Source organism: Nocardia sp. NPDC005978, from assembly GCF_040614455.1.
Taxonomy (GTDB): Bacteria; Actinomycetota; Actinomycetes; order Mycobacteriales; family Mycobacteriaceae; genus Nocardia.
Genome location: NZ_JBEXUS010000128.1, coordinates 1 through 20,757, shown reverse-complemented (window position 1 = coordinate 20,757; position 20,757 = coordinate 1). Strand labels below are relative to the sequence as shown.

Genomic DNA, 20,757 nt, shown 5'->3' with positions numbered 1-20,757 from the left:
TTCCATTCCCCGCCCACCCCCTACATCTACACAACCCCCCCACCCCTCTTCCCCACCACGACGCTCTTCCGTTCTGGTGCCCGGGGGCCGGCCCCCGGGCGCGGCGCCGCGCCCGACCGACCCATGCGTGCTCATCGGGGAGCGCTCCGGCCGAAGGTGACCAGGTGAGTGTGCTTGTCCTCCGGTGTGTTCCGGTTGAGGATGTCCGAGAACGAATGGGTCGACTCGATGACGCGCATGCCCTCGGGCGAGAAGGTGTCCGCGGTGAACAGCCGGGGTGAGAGCAACGGGTGGTTCAGCAGTTCGGAGAAGGCCGAGACCACGAACATCCTGCCCATGAGGCGGCCCCACAGCGCACCTTTCGCGGGCTCCTCGGCGGCCTGACCCACGTAGTAGTCGATGTCGTCGATGTCGCGGTAGCGCTCTCGCAGACCAGAGATGACTGCGCGGTCGCTGGAGATCTGCCCCCAGTCCGTCACCCGTTGCAGACCGGCGAACTCGCGATAGTCGTTGTAGGACGCCATGTTCAGGGCGCGGCCCATCACGATGGTCGACTCCTCGGTCGGCAGCAGCGACTCGTGGGTGTTCAGCAGCCCGAGCCGGCCCGCCGGTTGCGTGGACAGGTCCTGGAACAGCGGGCCCAGGCCGCGCGCCTCGACGAGCTTGCTGTTGGCGAGCGTGTCGATCAGCGGCACGGTCTCGCCGTCGATGCGGTATTCGGACGGGATCATGCTGTGCCAGCGATAGGACATGCTGTATTCGACGGTGACCCAGTTCGGTTGGATCCAGGGTCCGCGATAGGTGCGTTTCGGGTCGAGCGCGAAGCGGAAGTGGAACGGCGTGAGGTGGTTGACGTAATCCTCGAGCGCCACCCGGGTCATCAGCACGATCATCACGTTGCGCGTGGTCTGGAAGATTCGCTCGTCGTCCCAGTTCTTGTGCGCCGCGCCGATGACCTCGGCGATGCGGTTGTGTTCGCGCACGAACAGGGTGGCGAACATCTGGGTGCCGATGGTGGAGTTGGAGCCGTCGCCGCCGAGCGCGTACAGCGAATCGTGCTTCTCGAGCGGAATGCGTTCGAATCGAACGGGTCTCAGCACGGCGAACTCGGCTTTGATCTGCCCGCCCGAGCACAGCAGCGGCGGAAATTCCGCGGCGCCGACCCAGCGACTCTTCAGGCGGCCGCCCTCGAAGGCCCGCAGCGCGTTGCTGGTCTCCTCGGTATGGCCGTACAGCGGCCTGGCGTCCACGATGTGGGTCGAATCGGTGCGACTGGGATCGGGATCGTTTCCGCGATGCAGGAATCCGTCGGTGAACCACTGCGACCACGCGGGGAGCAGCGCGGTCGATCGTTCGGCCGTCACGGTCGGGCCCGATCGCCGGAAGAGTTCGAGAGTTTCCGCGGGCGTGGGCAATCCGGGGCGCAGCTCGTCGACCGGTGGCAGCTGGCGTCCGATATAGGTGCGGTCGGTCAGCGACGGCCAACTGGTGTAGGGACTGCGCGCGCTGAGCGGTTCGGGGCGGGTGGGCAGGTTCCGCATGGCGATCTGCGTCAGCTGACTGTTCAGTTGGCGCTGCACCGGGGCGACACGATTCACCGCGGCCCAGAGCGGGCCGTAGTGCGAGAGCACGTGTGCGGCGAGGCGAGCGGGGCGGCCGTCGCGGGACAGATCGCGGCCGGACGTGGTGGCACTGCACATGGGACATCCCCCAAGAAATGAAAGGTAACCGGTGTGGAGTTACGCGCGGGCGCGGTCGAGGAATTCGACCTCGCGCCGAATATCCGTCAGGAGCATGTCGGCGACGGCCTGACTGAAACCGTTGCGAATGACGAACCGGGCCACCGAGATGTGTTCCAGATTCGGCGGCAACGTATAGGTGGGCGCCTGCCAGCCGCGCAGCCGCAGCCGATCGGACAAATCGGCGACGGTGAACGCGTGTTCGCGTTCGGGGTGCACCCGAATTGTCAGGACGGGCAGGTGTTCACCGCCGGAGACAACCTGGAGACTCTCGATATCGGCGAGTTGTCCGGCGAGATAGCGCGTGACGTCCACGCACGTCTGCTGAACCGCGCGGTATCCGCCGAAGCCCAGGCGCAGGAAGTTGTAGTACTGGGCGATGACCGGCGCGCCGGACCGGGAGAAACTCAGCGTGAAGGTTTCCACGTTGCCGCCGAGCAGTTCGCAATTCATCACGAGATCCTCGGGTAATGCGTCGGGTTCCTGCCATACGATCCAGCCGACGCCGGGGAAGACGAGGCCGAACTTGTGCCCCGAGGCATTGATGGACTGCACGCGCGGTAAACGGAAGTCCCACACCAGATCCGGATCAAGGAACGGCGTGATGAATCCGCCGATCGCGGCATCCACGTGCAATGGGATGTCGATGCCCGTGTCCGCCTGCAGCGCGTCCAATTCCGCCGACATGCGCGCGATCGGATCGAGCTTGCCGACCTGTGTCGACCCGAGTACCCCGATCACGCCGATGGTGTTCTCGTCGCAGTACTCGCGCACGCGGGAGGCGTCGAGTGTGTAGTCGCCCGCCTCGATCGGCATCCACCGCGGTTCGACGTCCCAGTACCTGCAGAACTTCGGCCAGCACGTGTGCACCGCCGTGGACAGCGCCAGGTTCGGCCGATCGATCGGAAGACCCTGCGCGCGGCGGCGTTCGCGCCATTTGAACTTCATGGCCAGCCCGCCCAGCATGGCGGCCTCGCTGGAGCCGCCGGTGGAACAGCCCACGCTGATGCCGTCCGGGTCGCGCCACAGATTGTCGAGGATGTTGACGCAGCGCGCCTCCATTTCGGCGGTCTGCGGATACTGGTCCTGATCGACGATATTGCGATCGAGGGATTCCGCGATGAGTTCGCGCGCTTGCGGTTCCATCCATGTCGTGCAGAAAGTCGCCATGTTGAGCCGGGCGTTGCCGTCCAGGATGAGTTCGTCGCGAATCAATGCCGCGGCGGCGTCCGGTGACATCGGGCGGTCGGGGAGTTTGTATTTCGGTACCCCGCCGGCCGGAACGAGCCCGCTGTATAGGGGATTGACTTCGACCGATTCGCTCCACCGGTCCGGCTGCACATGAGTAAGCATCGTTCACGCACCTTCTCGGCGCGGCCGGCGCCGAGAAATGGCCGCGCTGATATTCAGGGACAAGAGCTTTCGAGATGGCCGAGCGTGGACACGTCGCTCGTACTCGTCATGAATCCGCAGAAGTATGCACTGTCGTCGACTGCCGTGCATTGTGGATGCGACGGCGTGGCAAGTCAGCGAGGAGTATTGGAAACAATTGTGGCACAACGCATCGGGTCTATGGCTATATCGGGGCAATCGCTCCTGTTGCAAGGTTAGCAGTCGGCGTCTCGGCGCTGCAATAGAACAGCCGAGAAGGTCGCCGACCGCTAATTGCCTTCCATCGCTTGACTTCCGCCGTACCTCAGCCCAGGGCGGAGGCGGTGGGAACCACGACGCCGTAGAGATCGCCGATCGTCGCCAGGGCGGCGGCGTGCAGCTGCTCGGCGGGCACGTCGCCGGCTACCGAGGGCAGCGGCCGGGTCGCGCAGGCGTCGGCCACCACGGTGGGCTGGTTGCCGCGCAGGAATGCGCCCTCGGTGGTGAAGGTGACGCACATGTGGGTCATGAACCCGGCCAGCACCACGTGGTCGTGGCCGGCCGCGTCGACCCGATCGGCGAGGTCGGTGCCGACGAATCCGTTCGGCGCGGTCTTGACCACCACGGGCTCGCCCTCGATCGGCGCGACGCGGGGATGGATTCGCCCGATCTCGGCAGTGATGTCGTAGGGGGTGCCGACGCCGCCGTCGTTGATCACGTGGATGACGGCCGCGCCGGCGGCCCGTGCCCGGGCCAGGAGGTCGGCGGCGGCGTCCAGGGCGGCCTCCCAGCCGGTCAGCTCCATGACGCCGCGGGTGTAGGTGTTCTGGTAGTCGACCAGGATCAGCGTCGCGTCGGCCAGTGTCGCGGGGGTTCGATCGAGGCCGTTCAGGTCGCGCAGGGTGGTGCTCCGCGGGGTCATGTCTCGAATATCCTTCTGCCGGTTGGTGTTTGGGTCGAAGCCGCGTGTTCGCGGGGCGACGTGTTCCACGCTAGGGCAGATTCGGCGTGTCGGGAATGTCGGGTAACCTGCAGAATCGGACATTCGTCGGCTGGGAAGGTCATCGTGGAACGCTTGATCGTCGTCGTGCTCTTCGACCGCGTCGACCTGCTCGACGTCACCGGGCCGCCGGAGGTGTTCGCGCTGCTGCAGCGTGAGATGGACGAGCCCACCGGGTACCACGTCGTGCTCGCCGCTGAGACCATGGACCCGGTGACCACGTCGGCGGGGGTGCGGGTGCTGCCGGACGTGACCTTCGACGAGCTCGCCGGGCGTGCGATCGACACCCTGCTGGTGCCCGGCGCGGTCGAGGTCGACGAGCGGCGGCGGGTGCGCGCGGTGAGTGATCCGGCGGTGGTGGACCGGGTGCGGACGCTGTCCGCCACCACGCGCCGCGTGGCCTCGGTCTGCGTGGGCGCGCACATCCTGGCCGACGCCGGGCTGCTCGACGGCCGACGCGCCACCACGCACTGGTCGACCGCACAGCAACTCGCGGCCGAGCACCCGGCGATCGAGGTGGACGCCGACCCCATCTTCATCCGCGACGAGAACGTGTGGACCGGCGCCGGACTCACCGCCTGCCTGGATCTGGCCCTCGCGCTGGTGGCCGACGACTTCGGCGACGCCCCCGCCCTGCGGGTCGCCCGCCAGCTCGTCATGTATCTCAAGCGCCCCAGCGGCCAGAGCCAGTTCAGCGTTTCCCTGGAACCGATGTCGACGACCCGCCGTGTGGACGCGCTGCGGCACTACATCACCCGCAATATCGCGACCCCGCTCACCGTCACCGACCTGGCCGCCGAGGCCCATATGAGCGAACGTCAACTGAACCGGGTCTTCAAATCCGAACTCGGGATGTCACCCGCCGCCTACATCGAGTCCGCCCGCGTCGAAGTGGCCCGGAATCAGCTCGAAACCACCGACGCCACCCTCGACCGCGTGGCGACCCGCTCCGGCTTCAACACCACCGACACCCTGACCCGCGCCTTCCGCCGCACACTCGACGTCACCCCGACCGAGTACCGAAAACGCTTCCGAATCGGCTGAATTCGGCCGATCTCTCGTGACCGGCCCGCGCCGGAAGCGCTCGCTTCCGCCGCGGTCCGGCTGCGCCACAGACGTTCAGGACATGATGGCCAGGGGCTGGGTTTCCGTTGCGGGGCATAGGGATTCGACGAAGGCGGTCAGGCGGATCCGGGAGTCGGCCAGTGCGCAGGTGAAGCTGCGGCGGCCGTCCGCGGACTCGCGGTCGGTGGTGGTCTCGGTCATGTTCAGGGCCTGGGCCCATTGCAGCAGGTGGGATTTGGCCTCGATGCTGGGCAGGTCGGGGTCGATGGTGCCGCAGAACTCGGCGGCGCCGGGCTCGCCGGTGTGGGACACGGTGAAGCGGGCGCAGCACTCCCACATCCAGGTCACCGGTGGCAGGGGTTTCCCGGCGGCCGCGACCGCATAGGAATTGACCGTCCGGGAGACGGTTTCGATCGCGGCCATGGTCAGCGAATCGGTCACAGCGGACAGGGTGCCACCCCTGGTCAGCGGATTCCCGGAACTCGCGCGGTGCGCGTGTCGGGGTGGGGGAGGGTCGTGCGGGACCGGCGGGCGGGGCCGCTATCGTGCATCGACGATCCCGCGCGGGAAGCGCCGGGCGGGATCGGTACGGCGGCGGTGCATTCGCCGGGACGGGCGTGTCAGTGTTGTTGCGGCAGCGCCGCTTTGGCGTGCGACCGGAGTCGGTGCGCGCGGCCGCCGGTCTAATCTGAGGGTAACGATACGAAAGGGATGCACGGTGACTTCTTCGAATTCGCAGCGCCGGGTGGTGCGGGCGCCCGCGGACTGGGTGCCCGACGCCGGACTGGTGGCGGCGGCCCTGGAGAATCCGAACGGCGTGGTCGCGGCGATCGACGCCGACTACGTCGAGGACCCCGACGGGTACGTCCCGGCGGAGGCGATCAAGGGCTGCTGGCTCGTGGACGAGAACGGCACTCTGACAGGAGAGTTCGAGGAGAACCCGAAGCACGGGGTTCCCGCGGACGACTTCGCCCGCCTGGCCGGGGACGACACCTTCATCGGCCGCCTCGGTTTCGATCCCGAGGAGATGATCCGGGAGCAGATCACCGAGATGCTGGTGGAGCAGGTCCCCGGCACCATCGTGGAATGGATCAAGGTCACCGACGATCCCCGCCAGCTGACGGCCGGAATCCACGGCGCGGAGAACCGTTTCACCGTCACCCGCGTCGGCATCGCCATCCCCGTGGCATTCTCCGCGGTGAGTCCGAGTTCGCGGCGCGAAATCCTCTGGGGTGTACTCACTTACGCCCAGACCGGGATGAACGATCCCGAGACGAACCGCCGCCGCATGTGGCTGGATCTGCGCGAAACCCTGGACTGGGCCGAGGAACAGTTGCAGCCGCGCCTGTTCACCGAGCCGGGCAGCCAGAACTGAGCCGACCGGCGGGGCCCACGGTCCCGCCGGGCACGGCCCGCTCACCCGGAACGGCACCGCGTACGCGCGGGCGTTCGGACACCGGTGCGGACGGCGCCGCGGGGCACCGGGGTGCGACGGCTGCCGGAACGCCGCCAACCACCGCGGGCGGCAGCGTGATTCGCTACGCCGGGCACGCGGAGCAGAGTCAGGGCGACGTGTAAATTCGCCGCATGGGGAGAGTTTCGCCGAGCGCGTTCGGGGTCGATCGCTTTCACGTCTCGGTACATGACGTCGCGCCGGAGTGGGCTGCCGAGACAGCCGAGATCTTCGATGCGCTGACGCCTTTGGTCGGATCGCGGGTCTCCGCGGGCGTCGTGCCGTGCTGGGGCGGGCGGCCGCTCCGGCCGGGCGACGAGCAGCTGGTCGCCGGCCGTGCACAGGAGGTGCTGCTGCACGGCTGGACGCATCGCCGCGAGCGCGGCCGCGGGCCGGTCAGCCTGCTCACCGGTGGTGCCGACGAGTTCGCCGGGCTCGGCGCCGACGCGGCGGCGGCGCGATTGCGCGCGGGCCGGGACGCGCTGAGCGAGCGGCTCGGCACCCCCGTGGAGGGATTTCTGCCCCCGGCATACCGATTGGGCAGTGTCGGAACGGAAACCCTTGCCGCCGTGGGGCTCCGATACCGGGTCGGCTGGGCATCGGCGGCCGACGTGCACGGCCGCACCGTGCGGCTGGCCACTCGCATCTGGGACGTGTCGCCGCTCGCGGCCCTGTCCCGCGCGGCCGCGGCCGTCGGCCATCTGGCCGACCTGCGGCCAGGCGCGGTCCCGACAATCACCATCCACCCCCTCGACGTCCGCCGCGGCTTTCTGCCCCACGCCCTCGCCGCGGTCCGCGCTCAGTTAGCCCTGGGGCGCACCCCCGCCCTGATCCGCGAGCTGATCGACCGGGCGCAGACCCGATGAGCGCGGGCGAGCGTGGCGGGCCGACTCGGTACGGGATGTCGCGGATGGAGCCGGGCGCCCGGTACGCACGCGGGAGCGCATTTCCGCACGCGTGGGGTAGATCCGCGCCGGTGCGCTCGCCGCACCCCGGACACCGGTGCGCCGGGACCGGCATCGACGGTCCGGGGGAGTCCTGCGGTCGCGTGGCAGGGGAGCGAGCGGCGTGGCCCTACTATGCGGCGGTCCGAGCGTTCCCGGATGTCGCGCGAGAGTGGATCCACACCGGCGCCGCGCGTACCCCGGAGCTCGTCCGATGAGCGCGGACGGCAGGACCGTGTCCCGCCGGGCAGATCGCGACGCGGGGGCATCGTCCCGGACCGGGGCGTTTCTGCGGGGACGCTTGGACGGGGCCGCGGCCCAGCGGGCGGGCCGGATCGCGGCGCGGGTCGCGCCACACCTGCCCGTGGGCGGGCGGGTGATCGACATCGGATCCGGGACCGGGCACAACACCGAGGCGCTGCGCGCGGTGACGGCCTCGAGTTTCGTCGAGACCGATGTGGTCGACATGCATGTGGTCGGGCCCGCGCCGGTGCTGTGCGCGGACGGGGCGCTGCCGTTCGCGGACAACGCTTTCGAGGCGGCGCTGGTGCTGCACGTCCTGCAGTTCCCGGCCGATGCCACGGTGCTGCTGCGCGAGGCGGCGCGGGTCGCGCCGCGGATCATCGTGCTCCAGTCGACCGTCGGCGGCCCGGCCGGGCACGCCGCACTCGTGGTGCGGGGATTCCTGTTCGGGCGCTTGGCGTTTCGCACCGCCCGCGCCGTCGGATACGTCGCGCCGACCCCGCAGGCGCTACGGGTGCTGCGGGTCTTCTCGCGGGCCGACGTGCGGGCCGCCGCCGCGGCCGCGGGACTGCGGGTGACCGCCTTCGAGGCGGACCGGTTCCCGGTGCCGTTCGGCGGGCGCGACCTGTTCGTCCTGGAGCGCGCGGAATGAAGGTCTCGGTGATCGTCCCGGCGCGCAACGAGGCGGCGGCGCTGGGCGACACCCTGCGGTCGCTGGTGATCGCCGCGCGCACGGCGCGCGCATCGATCGAGATCATCGTCGTGGACAGCGCCAGCACGGACGGGACAGCTGAACTGGCGCGCTCGTTCACCTGTGCCGAGGCAGCCGAAACAGCCTGGGGCGCCTCCCGGGTTCCGATCCGCGTCGCGGTGGCGGACCGGCCGGGCGCCGGGCGCGCCCGCAACCTGGGCGCCGAGCTGGCCGCGGGCGACGTGCTGGTCTTCGTCGACGCCGACACCCGCGTTCCCGCCGACGCCTTCTCCCGCACGCTCACCCACGTGCACGCCGGCTACCAGGGCGGGCTGACCCGGCTCGGCGCGCTCGACGGCGGCCGCCGGGCCCGGCTGTGGTGGGCGTTCTGGAATGTAGTGCGCGCGCTGCCCATCGCCCGCGCGAAAGCCATGTCCGCCTTCATGTTCAGCACCCGCGACGCCTTCGACACGTTCGGGCCGTTCGACGAGAGCGTGCAGATCTCCGAGGAATGGCCGCTGCTGGCCGGTCTGTGGCGGGCCCGGCGCGACCGGTTCGTCTACGACCGCGAACTGACCGTGTTGTCCTCCGCGCGGCGTATGGAGATCCCGGCCTTCGGCTACACCCGCACCTTCGTGAAATACGCCTGGGCGGTGCTGCATTCGAGTGGCCGCGCCCGCTACCCGGACCGATTCCGCCACCCGCCCGCGGGCACGGAGACCCCGCGGCGGTGGCGGCTGCGGCTCGCCGCGCTGGTGGCGGGCACCGCGATGCACGATCTCGACCCGGTGCGGGTCGACGGGCGGCGCTGGTTCCACAAGCGCAGGCGTCGCGCCCGCGCGCCGCTGCTGCCGCTGTGGAATCTGTGGCTCGCGATCTGCGGCGAACCGGTGCGCGTGGTGTCCGGAACCGCCTGGCACGACCGCGAAAACGCGGTGCATCGAGCACTGTACGGGCAGGACGTCCGCCCGGCCGCGCACGGCGGCCTGCTCATTCCGTACCGTCCGGGCGTCCCGGCCGACGCGGTACCCGGCGGCCCGGTCGATCACGCGGACCGGGTGATCACCGCCGCCGCCCGTGCCCTGGCGGGACTGCACACCGCCGGGCAGAGCCACGGTGACGCCGTTCTGCGCAACGTCCTGCTGGATCCCGCCACCGGCACGGCCGCGTGGATCGACTTCGAAACCCGCCACCGTGACGCACTGCCCGAGCCGTGCCGCCGCGCCGACGATCTCTGGACCCTGGCCCGCTCGGCGGTCCTGACCCTGGGCCCCGGCCGGGCCGAGCCGGTCGCCGCCGCGATCGTGGCGGCGAGCCTCGACCCGGCCACCCGCGCCGCGCTCGCCGACTGCGCGACCGATCCGGCGCATTCGGTCAGTGTCCTGGCCCTGGCACGATCGCCGCTGGTCGGCGTGGGTTTAGCGGAGCTGCGCCGGGCCGTGCTGCGGCACTGTAATGCCACTCACCGGACCCTCGGGGCATAAGTTCGGGCCCGCGACGCTTGTCACAGGGGTGGGTGCGCACCGCATCCGCCCCGAACAAACACAGGTCTTCGAAAGGCGGCGTCGTATGGCCCCCGCACTGTCCCTGCTCGACCTGGCCTCGGTCGCGCCCGGCACCACCGCGCGCGACAGCTTCGACAACAGCGTCGAACTCGCGCGGGCCGCCGAACGCAGCGGATACACCCGGGTCTGGTACGCCGAACACCACAACATGCGCTCGATCGCCTCGAGCGCGACCAGCGTCCTGATCGGACACGTGGCCGCGCAGACCGAGACGATCCGCATCGGCTCCGGCGGCATCATGCTGCCCAACCATTCGCCCCTGGTCATCGCCGAGCAGTTCGGCACCCTGGAGACCCTGTTCCCCGGGCGCATCGATCTCGGGCTCGGCCGCGCGCCGGGCAGCGACCAGCAGACCATGCGGGCGCTGCGCCGCAATCCGTCCTCGGCGGATTCCTTCCCGCAGGACGTCCTCGAGCTCCAGGGCTACCTGTCCGGCAATTCCCGCATCCCCGGCGTGCAGGCCGTGCCGCGCGCGGAAGGCATTGTGCCGCTCTACATTCTGGGCTCGTCCCTGTTCGGTGCGCAGCTCGCGGCGCACCTGGGCCTGCCGTACGCCTTCGCCTCGCACTTCGCCCCCGACGCCCTGCACCAGGCGGTCGCGGCCTACCGCAGTGGTTTCCAGCCCTCCGAGCAGCTGGCCGAGCCCTACGTCATGGCCGGGGCCAATGTGTTCGCCGCCGACGACCAGGCCGACGCGGAAGCCCAGAAGACCATCGCCTACCGCGCCCGCGCCCGCGCGATGATCAAGCGCGGGGCCGCCGGCATCGACTACACCGACGACGAGATCGACGCGTTCCTGGCTTCCCCCAACGGTTCCCAGCTCTCGGCGATGACCACCTACACCGCGGTCGGCACCCCCGATCGGGTTCGCGCCTACCTCGACGACTTCGCCGCCTCGATCGAGGCCGACGAACTGATCCTGGCCCACCACGCGACCGACATCGCCGACCGCGTCCGCTCGGTCGAGCTCACGACCCCGGATCGCGTTGCCCAGGAAGCGGTTCGCTGATCAGTCGAGACCCGAACTCCAGAGGTACTCGGAGTTCGGGTCTCGGATCCGCCGGCGCGCGCCCGTGCCCGGCGTTCGGACGCCGGCGGTGCGACTCGCTCGAGTCGAGCCGGTAGTCAGCTCCTCGTGGCCTTGTATCGGCTGCGGTCGGCGTTGTTCTCCAGGGCCTTGACCAGCTGATCGGCGCGAGCCTGCCCGAAGATGGCGCGCGCCCAGATCGCGGAGGTGACGTCCGAACCCGGCGGAGGTTCGAATGCGCAGGACACCGTCGTGGATCCATTGGCCGGGATCGTCGCGGTGCCCACACAGTCGGGCCGGTCCTGATCGACGCCGGCAAAAGTGAGTCCGATGCTGTACGCGATGATGGTGTCGGTGTTCGCCGAGGCGACCCCCGGACCGGTGATCGCGATGAACGGCTGAGCCGTGGCGGTTATGGTCGACAGGGCCGAGCACGTCCGCGCGCATGGGGTGCTCCACCCCGCGTTGTGTTCGATCTTCTTCTCCGAATCGGAGGCGTCCGCCAGCGCCGTCACCACCGGAACCAGGTCGGAGTACAGGGTGTCCACCTCGGTCGTGCTCAGCGGAGTGACTCGAATATCGAAGGTGGCGTTCACGATTCGGGATACCCGGCCGTCACGTACGTAGGTTGTCACCCCGCCGCTGCTGATCGGGGTGGCAGCGTGGTCGTCGATGGCGACGGGCTCGCCGACCACGAGCGCGCTGCCGCTGCTCGCGCTGTTGTCGAGCTGCTTACCCAGAACCGAAGGATTCAGCGCCGAGGACAGGGTGATCCCGTGAAACACGTAGTGCCGGGACACCTGTTTGCCGTCCGAGCCGGTTGCGGCCTCCTCGCTCGCGCCGTCGGCGATCCACGCCGCGCGCGTGCCCTTCATGAAGGTCTTGTCATCGACATGCAGATAGTCGACCCACTGACCGGGTGCGATCTCGACGGTGCCGGAAACCTCGCCGACGTTGGTCACTCGCAGGTCCAAGGCGACCCACTTGCCGTCCCTGTCCGTCAGCTTCCCCGTGTAGTGCGCCCCCGCGGCTTTGGTCAGGCCCTGGCGCGCGGTCCGGAAGTCGTCGAGTGCGATCTCTTCCGCGGATCGGTGATCCCCGAGCATGAGCCAGCTCGCCCCGGCGGCCACCCCCGCCAGCACCACGGCGGTCAGTGCGATCGCCGGCCACCGCCGGCGTTTCCGCGCCGGGACCGTCGTATCCTCCGCCGCGGATTCGACCTCGTCCGTCATTCCCCACCCACCTGTTCAGTTCTTCGTCCAATAGCGTCCCGGACTATATGACCGGGTGATCAAAACGGGCAAACCGGGCGAAAGTGCTGATTGGGGTGTCGAATGCCGTAGGGGGAGTGCGGCGATCGTTAGCATGGGGGTGTGATCGAGCGTGGAGCGCGCGGGGTTCTCGGGGTGGGTCTGCTGCTGGCGGTGGTGACCGGGTGCGGATCCGGGGACCAGCACGACGGGCATACGGTGGCGCGGATGCCCACCGCCACACCGGCGGTGAGTGCGGCGGAGACGACCACCGCCGCGCCGATCACCTCGGGCGCGGCCGTCGCCATCGGGGAGGTTCCCGGTAATCCCAACGCGGCCAAGGCTTTGCAGCCGTGGGTCCGAGATCTGACGGGGCAGGACCTCGACACCCTCGTACGCAAGTGCTGGACCATCGAGCCGCAGAACGCGCGGACCATGTACGGCGACAAGGACGCCATCCTGGCCGCGGTCGCCCAGCCGGGCGTCGACGGGCAGTTCGCGGTGATCTGGAAGGGCCCGGTACAGACCGTCAGCGTCAAACGCAGCGAGATCGCCTCGGGCTACGCCTGCCCGCGGGTGTACGCGACCGGGTCCGACGCCGCGTTCGACGACGCGGACGCGCGCTACGCGGTGCGGCGCTACCTGTCCCGATGGGTCGGCAAACCCGTGAACGCGGACGACGTGGAGGGCAAGTATCCCCTCGTCTGCGCCGGTTCGGTCCTGGCCAACAATCCCGGAAGGCTCACCGGCACCACCGGATTCGGTGAGATGACCACCGCACCCTCGGGCATCTCCGATGTCCTGGTGACGGTTCCGGTGACGAACTCCTCCGGCGTGACCCAGCCGATGGTCTTCACGGTGGCGATCGGCTCGGAAGGCTACTGCATCAACGACATCTCCGGCTGACACTCGCCGCCTGGGCTCGGGCCGCCGTCGCCGGACACGCGGACGTACGCTCACGGCAGGTGTGCGTGCGGTGGCGTGGAGGATGATGTGGGTGGCGTGACCGCCATGGCGGCGAAGCTGGCGCCGGTGGTGTTCGTGTTCGCGGCGGGGGTGGTGTTCGCGCGGCGCGGGACCATCGACGCGGCGGCATCGAAACTGTTCTCCGAGTTCGCCTTCCGCTTCGCCATTCCGGCCTATCTGCTGGGCAGCCTCTATGCCGCCGACCTGGACCGGGTGTTCGACCCGCGCGCGATCGGCTCCTATACCCTGACCGTCCTGCTGGCCGCCGGCGTGGTCGGCGGCATCTGCCACGCCCGGGGTATCGGGATGCGTGGTATCGCCCTGCGCATCATGGCCGCCTGCCAGGTCAACACGGCCTACCTGGCGATCCCGGTGTTCGCACTGCTCTTCGGGGACGTCTCGCCGATCTTCCCGATCCTGCTGCTGCAGGTGTGCGTCCTGACCACGGTCATCATCGCTCTTCTGGAATCGGCTCCCGGGGAGGGGATTCCGGACGGCGCCACTGCCGCCGGCCGGGTGCGGCGCGGGCTGTGGTCGGCGCTGACCACCCCGCTGGTGCTGTCCTGCTGGCTCGGCATCGGCGCCAATCTCACCGAAGTGCCGGTGCCGCGGTGGATGCTGGACTGCCTGTCCACCGCGGGCGCGGCCTCGGCCCCGATCGCGCTGTTCGCGCTCGGACTGCACCTGGGCGGCACGGGCCTGCGGCTGCGCCCGGCCGCCCCCGGCGAGTACTGGCTGATCGCTTGCAAGTGCCTGGCTTTTCCGGCGCTCACCTGGCTCATCGCGGACGCCGTATTCCACGTCGGGCACCCGTGGCTCGCGTACCTGACCCTCATCGCGGCCATGCCGACCGCCCAGAACCTCTTCCTGTTCGCCCAGAGCTACGACACCGACATCGATCTGGCCGCCGCCACGGTCGTGAAATCGACGCTGGTGTCGTTGCTGCTGTTACCGATCTGGGCGGCGCTGCTGATCTCGGGCTGACCGGCCCGTTCACCCGAGGCCGCGGGCCCCGCTCAGCGCGGTGGTGGCGGCAACGCGGGCAGGGCCGGGGTGTACAGCCACGTATCCCACAGCGACCGCAGCGGATTCGGGCTGTAATGCCCTGCCAGGTCCGTGAAATCGTCGGTGGTCACCGAGGAGTGCCGGTACCGGGCCGTCCACTCGCGCAGCAGATTGAAGAACTTCGGGTCACCGAGCAGCAGTCGCAGCGAGTGCAGCGCGAGCGCCCCGCGCTTGTACACCCGGTCGTCGAACATCCGGGCCGGGCCGGGGTCACCGATGAGGATGTCCTGCGGCAGATGCGCCAGATTGCGGTGCGCCGAACGGGCCAGCTGATCGGCGGCGGGCCCGCCCGCGGCCTCGGACCAGATCCATTCCGCGTAACAGGCGAAGCCCTCGTGCAGCCAGATGTCCCGCCACCGCGAGATCGTGAGACTGTTGCCGAACCACTGGTGCGCGAGCTCGTGCGCGACCAGCCGTTCCGAACCCCGTTCCCCGTCACAGTGATTCGCGCCGAAGGTGGAGATGCCCTGCGCCTCGATGGGAATCTCGAGGTCGTCGTCGGTGACCACCACCGTGTACCCGTCGAACGGATACGGCCCGAACGCCTCGGTGAAGACCTCCATCATGCGGGGCTGGCGCGCGAAATCATGGTCGAAGGCCGCGCGCAGCCGCAGCGGCAGCACCGCCTGCATGGGCACCGCACCGCGCCGGGTGTCGATGCGGTGCTTGCGGTACGGCCCGATCTGCACGGTCGCCAGATACGTGGCCATGGGCTCGGCCTGCTCGTACACCCAGGTGGTCTGACTCGCCTTGGTTTGCTTACGCATCAGCGTGCCGTTGGCGAGTGCGAAGTACGGGGTGTCGGTGGTGATCGATACCCGGTAGCTGGCCTTGGAACTCGGGTGATCGTCACACGGGAACCAGGAGGCCGCGCCGTTGGGCTGACTGGCCACCAGCGCGCCCTCGGTCAATTCCTCCCAGCCCACCTCACCCCAGGGCCCGCGCACCGGGCGCGGCGCGCCCGCGTACTGGATGGTCAGCGACAGCGCACCGCCCGCCGGAATCCGCTGCGCCGGGGTGATCACCAACTTCCCGTGCTGGTGCGTGTATTTCGCCACGCGCGCGCCGTTGACGAGCACCTTGGACACGGCCAGGGACTGTGCCAGATCGAGTGCGAAGCGATCCTGCTCCCGGGTGGTCACCGCGGTGATCTCCGCGCGCGCCGCGAGTCGGTTGCTGGCGACCTTGTAGGTCAGATCCAGGTCGTACCGGGACACCCGATACCCGCGATTGCCGTTCTGCGGCAGGTAGTCGTCGATCGGCTCCTCGGCGAACTTGCTCACCCTCACCGGGCGGCCCCGGTCTTGCCGGGCCACGGCGCGATCGGGTTGCCCCACCAGCGGGTCGAGGGCGGCACCGCATCCCCGCGCATCACCAGCGACGCGGGTCCGACGGTGGCGCCGGCTCCGATACTGGCGGCGGGCAGGGCGACGCAATGCGGGCCCAGCGTTGCCCCGGCGCCCAGAGTCACGGTGTCCATGGCCATAATTCGATCATGGAACAGGTGCGTCTGCACCACGCAACCGCGCTCGACGGTCGCGCCGTCGCCGAGGGTCACCAGGTCGGCCTCGGGCAGCCAGTACGACTCGCACCACACCCCGCGCCCGATCTTCGCGCCCAATCCGCGCAACCACAGATTCAGGACCGGCATACCGGTCGCGGCGCGCGCGAACCACGGCGCGGCCACGTGTTCGACGAACGTGTCGGCGACCTCGTTGCGCCACACGAACGAGCTCCACAGCGGATGCTCCTCGGTGCCGATCCGCCCGACCAGCAACCACTTCGCGACCACCGACACCGCGCCGGCGACCGCGCCCGCGGCCAGCAGCACCAGCCCGCTCAGCAGCGCGGTGGCCAGATGCCCGACCGTTTGCGCGAGCCAGGCCAGGGCGAACAGCACCCCGAGCCCGATGGCGAAGGTCACCAGGACCGGGATCAGCCGGCACGTCTCGACGATGCCGCGCGCCACGCGCAGGCGCGGGGACGGATCGAAAGTGCGTGCGGTGTCGCCGCTTCCGGCGGTCCGGCGCAGTCGCACCGGGGGGCTGCCCAGCCACGACGAGCCCGCCTTGGCCTTGGACGGCGCGGCCGACAGGACCGCGACCAGACCGTTCTTCGGCACCCGGCGACCCGGCGCTGTCATGCCCGAATTCCCCAGGAAGGCACGCTTTCCGACCTTGGCCTCACCGATGTGCAGCCAGCCGCCGCCGAGTTCGTAGCTGGCGATCATGGTGTCGTCGGCCAGGAACGCGCCGTCGGCGACCGTGGTGAACTTCGGCAGCAGCAACACCGTGGACGCCTCGACGTGCTTGCCGATCTTCGCGCCGAGCAGGCGCAGCCAGATCGGGGTCAGCAGGCTCGCGTACAGCGGGAACAGGAATGTGCGGGCGGCGTCCAGCAGGCGTTCGGTGGCCCAGGTCTGCCAGCCGACCCGGCTGCGCACCGGGTGATAGCCCGGGGTCAGCCCGATGCTGAACAGTCGCACGGCCACGATCGTCACCGCCGCGTACACGCCCAGACTGAGCAGGGTCGCCACCGGCAGGATCGCGAACGCGCGGCCGAGGCCCGCGGACAGCGTCGTGGTGTCGCGAATCCACCAGGCGATGAACGCGCCGCCGGTGCCCAGGCCCAGAATCGGGACCGCCGCCAGGAGCATGGAGGTGATGCCGAAGATGGCGACCCAGTGCCGCGCCCGCGCGGGCGTGTGGTCGGGCCAGTTGTGCTGCGCCTTACCGACCTTCACCGCCGGGGAGCCCGCCCACGCCTGCTCGCCCTTGACCTTGCCCGCGACCGCCGAGCCCGGCGCGATCTCCGCGTTCTTGCCGATCCTGGTGCCGGGCAGCAGGATCGAGCGCGCGCCCACGACCGTGCCGGGGCCGATGCTGATCGGCCCGATGTGCACCAGATCCCCGTCGATCCAGTAGCCGGACAGGTCGACCTCGGGTTCGATGCTGCAGCCGTCGCCCAGTTCGAGCATGCCCGTGACCGGAGGCAGGGTGTGCAGGTCGACGCCCTGGCCGATGCGCGCGCCCAGCGCCCGCGCGAACGGCACCATCCACGGTGCGCCGGACAGGCTTTCGGCGCCGCTGGCCGCGGACAGCCGGACCGTGGCCCACAACCGCAGATGCGTCCAGCCGCCGCGCGGATAGCTGCCGGGCTCCACATTGCGCAGCAGCAGCCGGGATCCGGCCACGCACAACGCCATCCGGCCGGGCGGGGAGATGAACAGCACGAACGCCAGCAGCGCCCACCACCACGACAGGCGCGGGAGCCAGGGTAGCGACTCGGTCCAGGCCGCGATGTTGCCGACGATGGCCAGCCAGGTGAGCCACTGCAGGCCGGTCAGCGTGGTCAGGGGAATCGTGGACAGCACCTGGAACAGCTGGGCGCGCAGTGGAACCGGGCGCACCACGCGTTCGGTGGCGGCGGCGACCGGTGCGGTGGCGTCGAGCGCGGCGGCCAGCGCGCCCAGGCGGGGGGAGTCGTAGAGATCGGCGACGGTGATCCGCGGATGGCGTTCGCGCAGGGCGCCGACCAGTTGCGCGGCCGCGAGCGAGCCGCCGCCCAGATCGAAGAAGTCGGCGCTCGGATCGGTGACCTCCGCGCCCAGGATCGAATCCCACAGGCCTGCGACCCAGCGTTCGGTCTCGCTCAGCCCCGGATCGGCGTCGGTGGCCTTGGGCAGGGGCCAGGGCAGGGCGTCGCGATCGACCTTGCCCGAGGTGCGGGTGGGCATGTCGGCGACCACGGCCAGGCGGGGCACCAGCGGAGCCGGAAGCTGTTCGGCCAGTATCGCCCTGGCCGCTTTGACGTCGTAGTCGGGGCCGGGCCCGGTCAGGTAGCCGACCAGGATCTTGTTGCCCGCCTTGGTGGTCCGGATGGCCGCGGCCGCGCCGGTGACCCCGGGCAGGTGCTGGAGCGCGTTGTCGATCTCGCCCAGTTCGATGCGCCGGCCGCCGAGTTTGATCTGATCGTCCGCGCGGCCCAGGAACACCAGGCCCGCGCTGTCGTTGCGCACCAGATCGCCGCTGCGATAGGCGCGGTCCCAGCCCACCGAGGGCAGCGGCGCGTACTTCTCGGCGTCCTTGGCCGGATCCAGGTACCGGGCCAGGCCCACGCCGCCGATGACGAGTTCGCCGGATTCGCCCTCGCCCACCGGGTTTCCGGCCGCGTCCACGACGGTGAGATCCCAGCCGTCCAGGGGCAGGCCGATGCGCACCGGGAACGAACCGTCCAGCAGCGCCGCGCACGCCACCACCGTCGCCTCGGTGGGACCGTAGGTGTTCCACACCTCGCGGTCGGCGGTCCCGGCCAGCCGCTCGGCCAGTTCCGGCGGCACCGCCTCGCCGCCGAAGATGAGCAGGCGCACCGAGTCCAGTGCCTCGGCGGGCCAGGTCGCGGCCAGGGTCGGCACGGTGGAGACAACGCTGATCTCGCGGCGCACCAGCCAGGGGCCCAGATCCGCGCCGGTGCGCACCAGCGCGCGCGGGGCCGGAACCAGGCACGCGCCGTTGCGCCAGGCCAGCCACATCTCCTCGCAGGAGGCGTCGAAGGCGACCGAGAGACCGGCCAATACGCGATCCTCGGTGCCGATCGGCTCGGCGGGCAGGAACAGGCGGGCCTCGGCGTCGACGAAGGCCGCGGCGTTGCGGTGGGTGACCGCGACGCCCTTGGGCGTACCGGTGGACCCGGAGGTGAAGATGATCCAGGCGTCGTCGGCGGGGGTGGGGGCCGCGGTGGGGCCGCCCGCCGATTGTGCTGCGGCGGCCGTGGTTTCGATGCCGTCGGCGGTCAGGATCGCGGTCACCCGCGCCTCCCCGAAGACCAGGCGGGCCCGCTCGTCCGGATCGTCGGCGTCGACCGGGACGTACGCGGCCCCGGCGTGCAGCACGGCCAGAATGCTCACGTACAGCGCCCGCGTGCCCGAGGGCATGCGCACCCCGACCCGATCGCCCGCCCGCACCCCGGCCGCGCCGAGTTCGCGCACCCGGGCTTCGACGGCCCCGGTCAGCTCGGTGTAGCTCAGGATCGTGTCGCCGTCGTCGATGGCGGCGGCGTCCGGATGCGCGGCCGTGGTGGCGGCCAGGATGTCGACCAGCGTGCGGGCCGGTGGGGCGAGCGCCGCCCGCAGCATGGGACTCGCGCCCAGCGCGGTATCGACCTGGGGCTCCAGCATCGCGTCGTGCCAACCTCTCATAGAACTGTCGAACGCTTCGGCGTCTGTTGTTTCACACGAGGGTTACCAGCGGGCGAACTCCACGGTGACCGAATGTCTACGCTACCCGTGGTGCGGATTGTCGGGTGTGCACCGTTAGCCGTAAGTTCATGCGGCATGGCATTACCATCGGCGTTTCTCGACCTGGCCAAGCGTGTGAACAACTGGGGCCGTTGGGGTTCCGACGACGAAATCGGAACCCTGAACCTCGTCACCGACAACGTGGTGCGGGCGGCGGCCGCGACCGTGCGGACCGGGCACCGGGTGGCGCTGGCCGTGCCGCTGAGCCAGCAGGGCATTCAGACCGGGATGATCCCCGGCCGGGTCAACCCGCTGCACAGCATGGTCGCGGTGAACTGGGAGATGTTCGGGCCCGGCACCGTCGCCACCAGCGACGACGTGGTCACCATGGGGTTGCAGGCCGGGACGCACTGGGACGCGCTCACCCATGTCTCGCATTCGGGGCTGATCTACAACAACCGGCCCGCGGACACCATCACCGCGCATCGCGGGGCCAAGTTCAGCGGGATCGACAGGGCCGCGCACATCGTCTCGCGCGGCGTCCTGCTCGATGTGGCGGGCGCCCACGGGGTGGAGCGGCTGCCGAGCAACCACGCGGTCACCCCGGAGGACCTCGAGATCGCCGAGGAATTCGGCCGGGTGCGGGTGCGACCGGGCGATATCGTGCTGATTCGCACCGGGCAGATGGGTCTCTACCTGGCCGGTGACCGCGAGGGGTACGGCGTGCCCTCGCCCGGGCTGTCCATCCGCTGCCCCGAGTGGTTCCATGCCCGGGACGTGGCGGCCGTGGCCAACGACACCCTGGTCTTCGAGATCTTCCCGCCCGAGATCGAGGGCCTGTGGCTCGGCGTGCACGCCCTGCACCTGGTGGAAATGGGCATGCTGCAGGGCCAGAACTGGAACCTGCAGGAACTCGCCGTCGCCTGCGCCGAGCACGGGCGCTACGAGTTCCTGCTCACGGCCAATCCCGAGCCGTTCGTCGGCGCGACCGGCACCCCGGTGGCCCCGGTCGCGATCTTCTGACCGAATCCGGGGACCGGAGCGGATCCGGGACGCCGGGCACGCGCGTCCCGGCGGCCCACACCGCCGGGCGCGGGGATCCCGACCCGTTCGAGGTCGACGGCCGGCACCCGGGATTTCGG

The 20,757-nt window shown here is 70.0% G+C and carries 16 protein-coding genes; 9 read left to right on the top strand and 7 right to left on the bottom strand.

The genetic code is table 11. The annotated features are described in order from the left end of the window. Nucleotides 1-131: 131 nt before the first annotated feature. From ABZ319_RS35120 to ABZ319_RS35110, 3 genes are all read right to left on the bottom strand, one after another. Nucleotides 132-1,700 (bottom strand): peroxidase family protein, encoded by a 1,569-nt coding sequence (locus ABZ319_RS35120; RefSeq protein ID WP_354990874.1) that lies wholly within the window; start codon nucleotides 1,698-1,700, stop codon nucleotides 132-134. Nucleotides 1,701-1,739: 39 nt separating this feature from the next. Next, nucleotides 1,740-3,092 carry a glutamate decarboxylase gene (locus tag ABZ319_RS35115; protein WP_354990873.1) on the bottom strand — a complete coding sequence of 451 codons (1,353 nt, stop codon included), beginning with the start codon at nucleotides 3,090-3,092 and terminating at the stop codon, nucleotides 1,740-1,742. Between the two features lie 343 nt (nucleotides 3,093-3,435). Next, the gene (locus ABZ319_RS35110; protein WP_354990872.1) at nucleotides 3,436-4,032 is read right to left on the bottom strand and encodes an isochorismatase family protein; all 597 of its coding nucleotides are present in this window, start codon (nucleotides 4,030-4,032) and stop codon (nucleotides 3,436-3,438) included. Nucleotides 4,033-4,176: 144 nt separating this feature from the next. Between ABZ319_RS35110 and ABZ319_RS35105 the strand changes: the two genes are divergently transcribed. After that, a complete protein-coding gene (locus ABZ319_RS35105; protein ID WP_354990871.1) occupies nucleotides 4,177-5,154 on the top strand; it encodes a helix-turn-helix domain-containing protein in 978 nt (325 codons plus the stop codon). A 75-nt stretch (nucleotides 5,155-5,229) separates the two neighbouring features. Here ABZ319_RS35105 and ABZ319_RS35100 read toward each other — a convergent pair whose 3' ends face one another. After that, nucleotides 5,230-5,616 (bottom strand): hypothetical protein, encoded by a 387-nt coding sequence (locus tag ABZ319_RS35100; protein WP_354990870.1) that lies wholly within the window; start codon nucleotides 5,614-5,616, stop codon nucleotides 5,230-5,232. A 277-nt stretch (nucleotides 5,617-5,893) separates the two neighbouring features. Between ABZ319_RS35100 and ABZ319_RS35095 the strand changes: the two genes are divergently transcribed. From ABZ319_RS35095 to ABZ319_RS35075, 5 genes are all read left to right on the top strand, one after another. Beyond that, nucleotides 5,894-6,550 carry a hypothetical protein gene (locus ABZ319_RS35095; RefSeq protein WP_354990869.1) on the top strand — a complete coding sequence of 219 codons (657 nt, stop codon included), beginning with the start codon at nucleotides 5,894-5,896 and terminating at the stop codon, nucleotides 6,548-6,550. Between the two features lie 212 nt (nucleotides 6,551-6,762). Beyond that, on the top strand, nucleotides 6,763-7,494 hold the full coding sequence (locus ABZ319_RS35090) for a DUF2334 domain-containing protein (RefSeq protein WP_354990868.1): 732 nt from the start codon (nucleotides 6,763-6,765) through the stop codon (nucleotides 7,492-7,494). A 292-nt stretch (nucleotides 7,495-7,786) separates the two neighbouring features. Then, nucleotides 7,787-8,467, top strand: coding sequence for a methyltransferase domain-containing protein (locus ABZ319_RS35085; protein WP_354990867.1), 681 nt, complete (start codon nucleotides 7,787-7,789; stop codon nucleotides 8,465-8,467). Continuing rightward, entirely contained in the window at nucleotides 8,464-9,990 is a 1,527-nt protein-coding gene (locus tag ABZ319_RS35080; protein ID WP_354990866.1) for a glycosyltransferase, read from the top strand. Before ABZ319_RS35085 ends, ABZ319_RS35080 begins: the two co-directional genes overlap by 4 nt. 85 nt (nucleotides 9,991-10,075) lie before the next feature. Continuing rightward, nucleotides 10,076-11,080: an LLM class flavin-dependent oxidoreductase gene (locus tag ABZ319_RS35075; protein ID WP_354990865.1), complete on the top strand. Its 1,005-nt coding sequence runs from the start codon at nucleotides 10,076-10,078 to the stop codon at nucleotides 11,078-11,080. A 116-nt stretch (nucleotides 11,081-11,196) separates the two neighbouring features. Here ABZ319_RS35075 and ABZ319_RS35070 read toward each other — a convergent pair whose 3' ends face one another. After that, nucleotides 11,197-12,330, bottom strand: a complete 1,134-nt coding sequence (locus ABZ319_RS35070; RefSeq protein WP_354990864.1) for a hypothetical protein — start codon at nucleotides 12,328-12,330, stop codon at nucleotides 11,197-11,199. A gap of 141 nt (nucleotides 12,331-12,471) precedes the next feature. Here ABZ319_RS35070 and ABZ319_RS35065 point away from each other — a divergent pair, with 141 nt between their 5' ends. Together ABZ319_RS35065 and ABZ319_RS35060 are read left to right on the top strand one after the other, a co-directional pair. Further along, nucleotides 12,472-13,254 (top strand): hypothetical protein, encoded by a 783-nt coding sequence (locus ABZ319_RS35065; protein ID WP_354990863.1) that lies wholly within the window; start codon nucleotides 12,472-12,474, stop codon nucleotides 13,252-13,254. Nucleotides 13,255-13,341: 87 nt separating this feature from the next. Beyond that, nucleotides 13,342-14,298: an AEC family transporter gene (locus ABZ319_RS35060; RefSeq protein WP_354990862.1), complete on the top strand. Its 957-nt coding sequence runs from the start codon at nucleotides 13,342-13,344 to the stop codon at nucleotides 14,296-14,298. A 32-nt stretch (nucleotides 14,299-14,330) separates the two neighbouring features. Here the strand turns inward: ABZ319_RS35060 and ABZ319_RS35055 are convergent, their stop codons facing one another. Together ABZ319_RS35055 and ABZ319_RS35050 are read right to left on the bottom strand one after the other, a co-directional pair. Continuing rightward, a complete protein-coding gene (locus ABZ319_RS35055; RefSeq protein ID WP_354990861.1) occupies nucleotides 14,331-15,668 on the bottom strand; it encodes a M1 family metallopeptidase in 1,338 nt (445 codons plus the stop codon). Then, nucleotides 15,665-19,555: a Pls/PosA family non-ribosomal peptide synthetase gene (locus ABZ319_RS35050; protein WP_354990860.1), complete on the bottom strand. Its 3,891-nt coding sequence runs from the start codon at nucleotides 19,553-19,555 to the stop codon at nucleotides 15,665-15,667. The genes ABZ319_RS35055 and ABZ319_RS35050 overlap by 4 nt, the downstream gene beginning before the upstream one ends. 156 nt (nucleotides 19,556-19,711) lie before the next feature. On the opposite strand from ABZ319_RS35050, the gene ABZ319_RS35045 reads away from it, so the two are divergent. Then, nucleotides 19,712-20,638 carry a cyclase family protein gene (locus tag ABZ319_RS35045; RefSeq protein WP_354990859.1) on the top strand — a complete coding sequence of 309 codons (927 nt, stop codon included), beginning with the start codon at nucleotides 19,712-19,714 and terminating at the stop codon, nucleotides 20,636-20,638. Nucleotides 20,639-20,757: the final 119 nt, after the last annotated feature.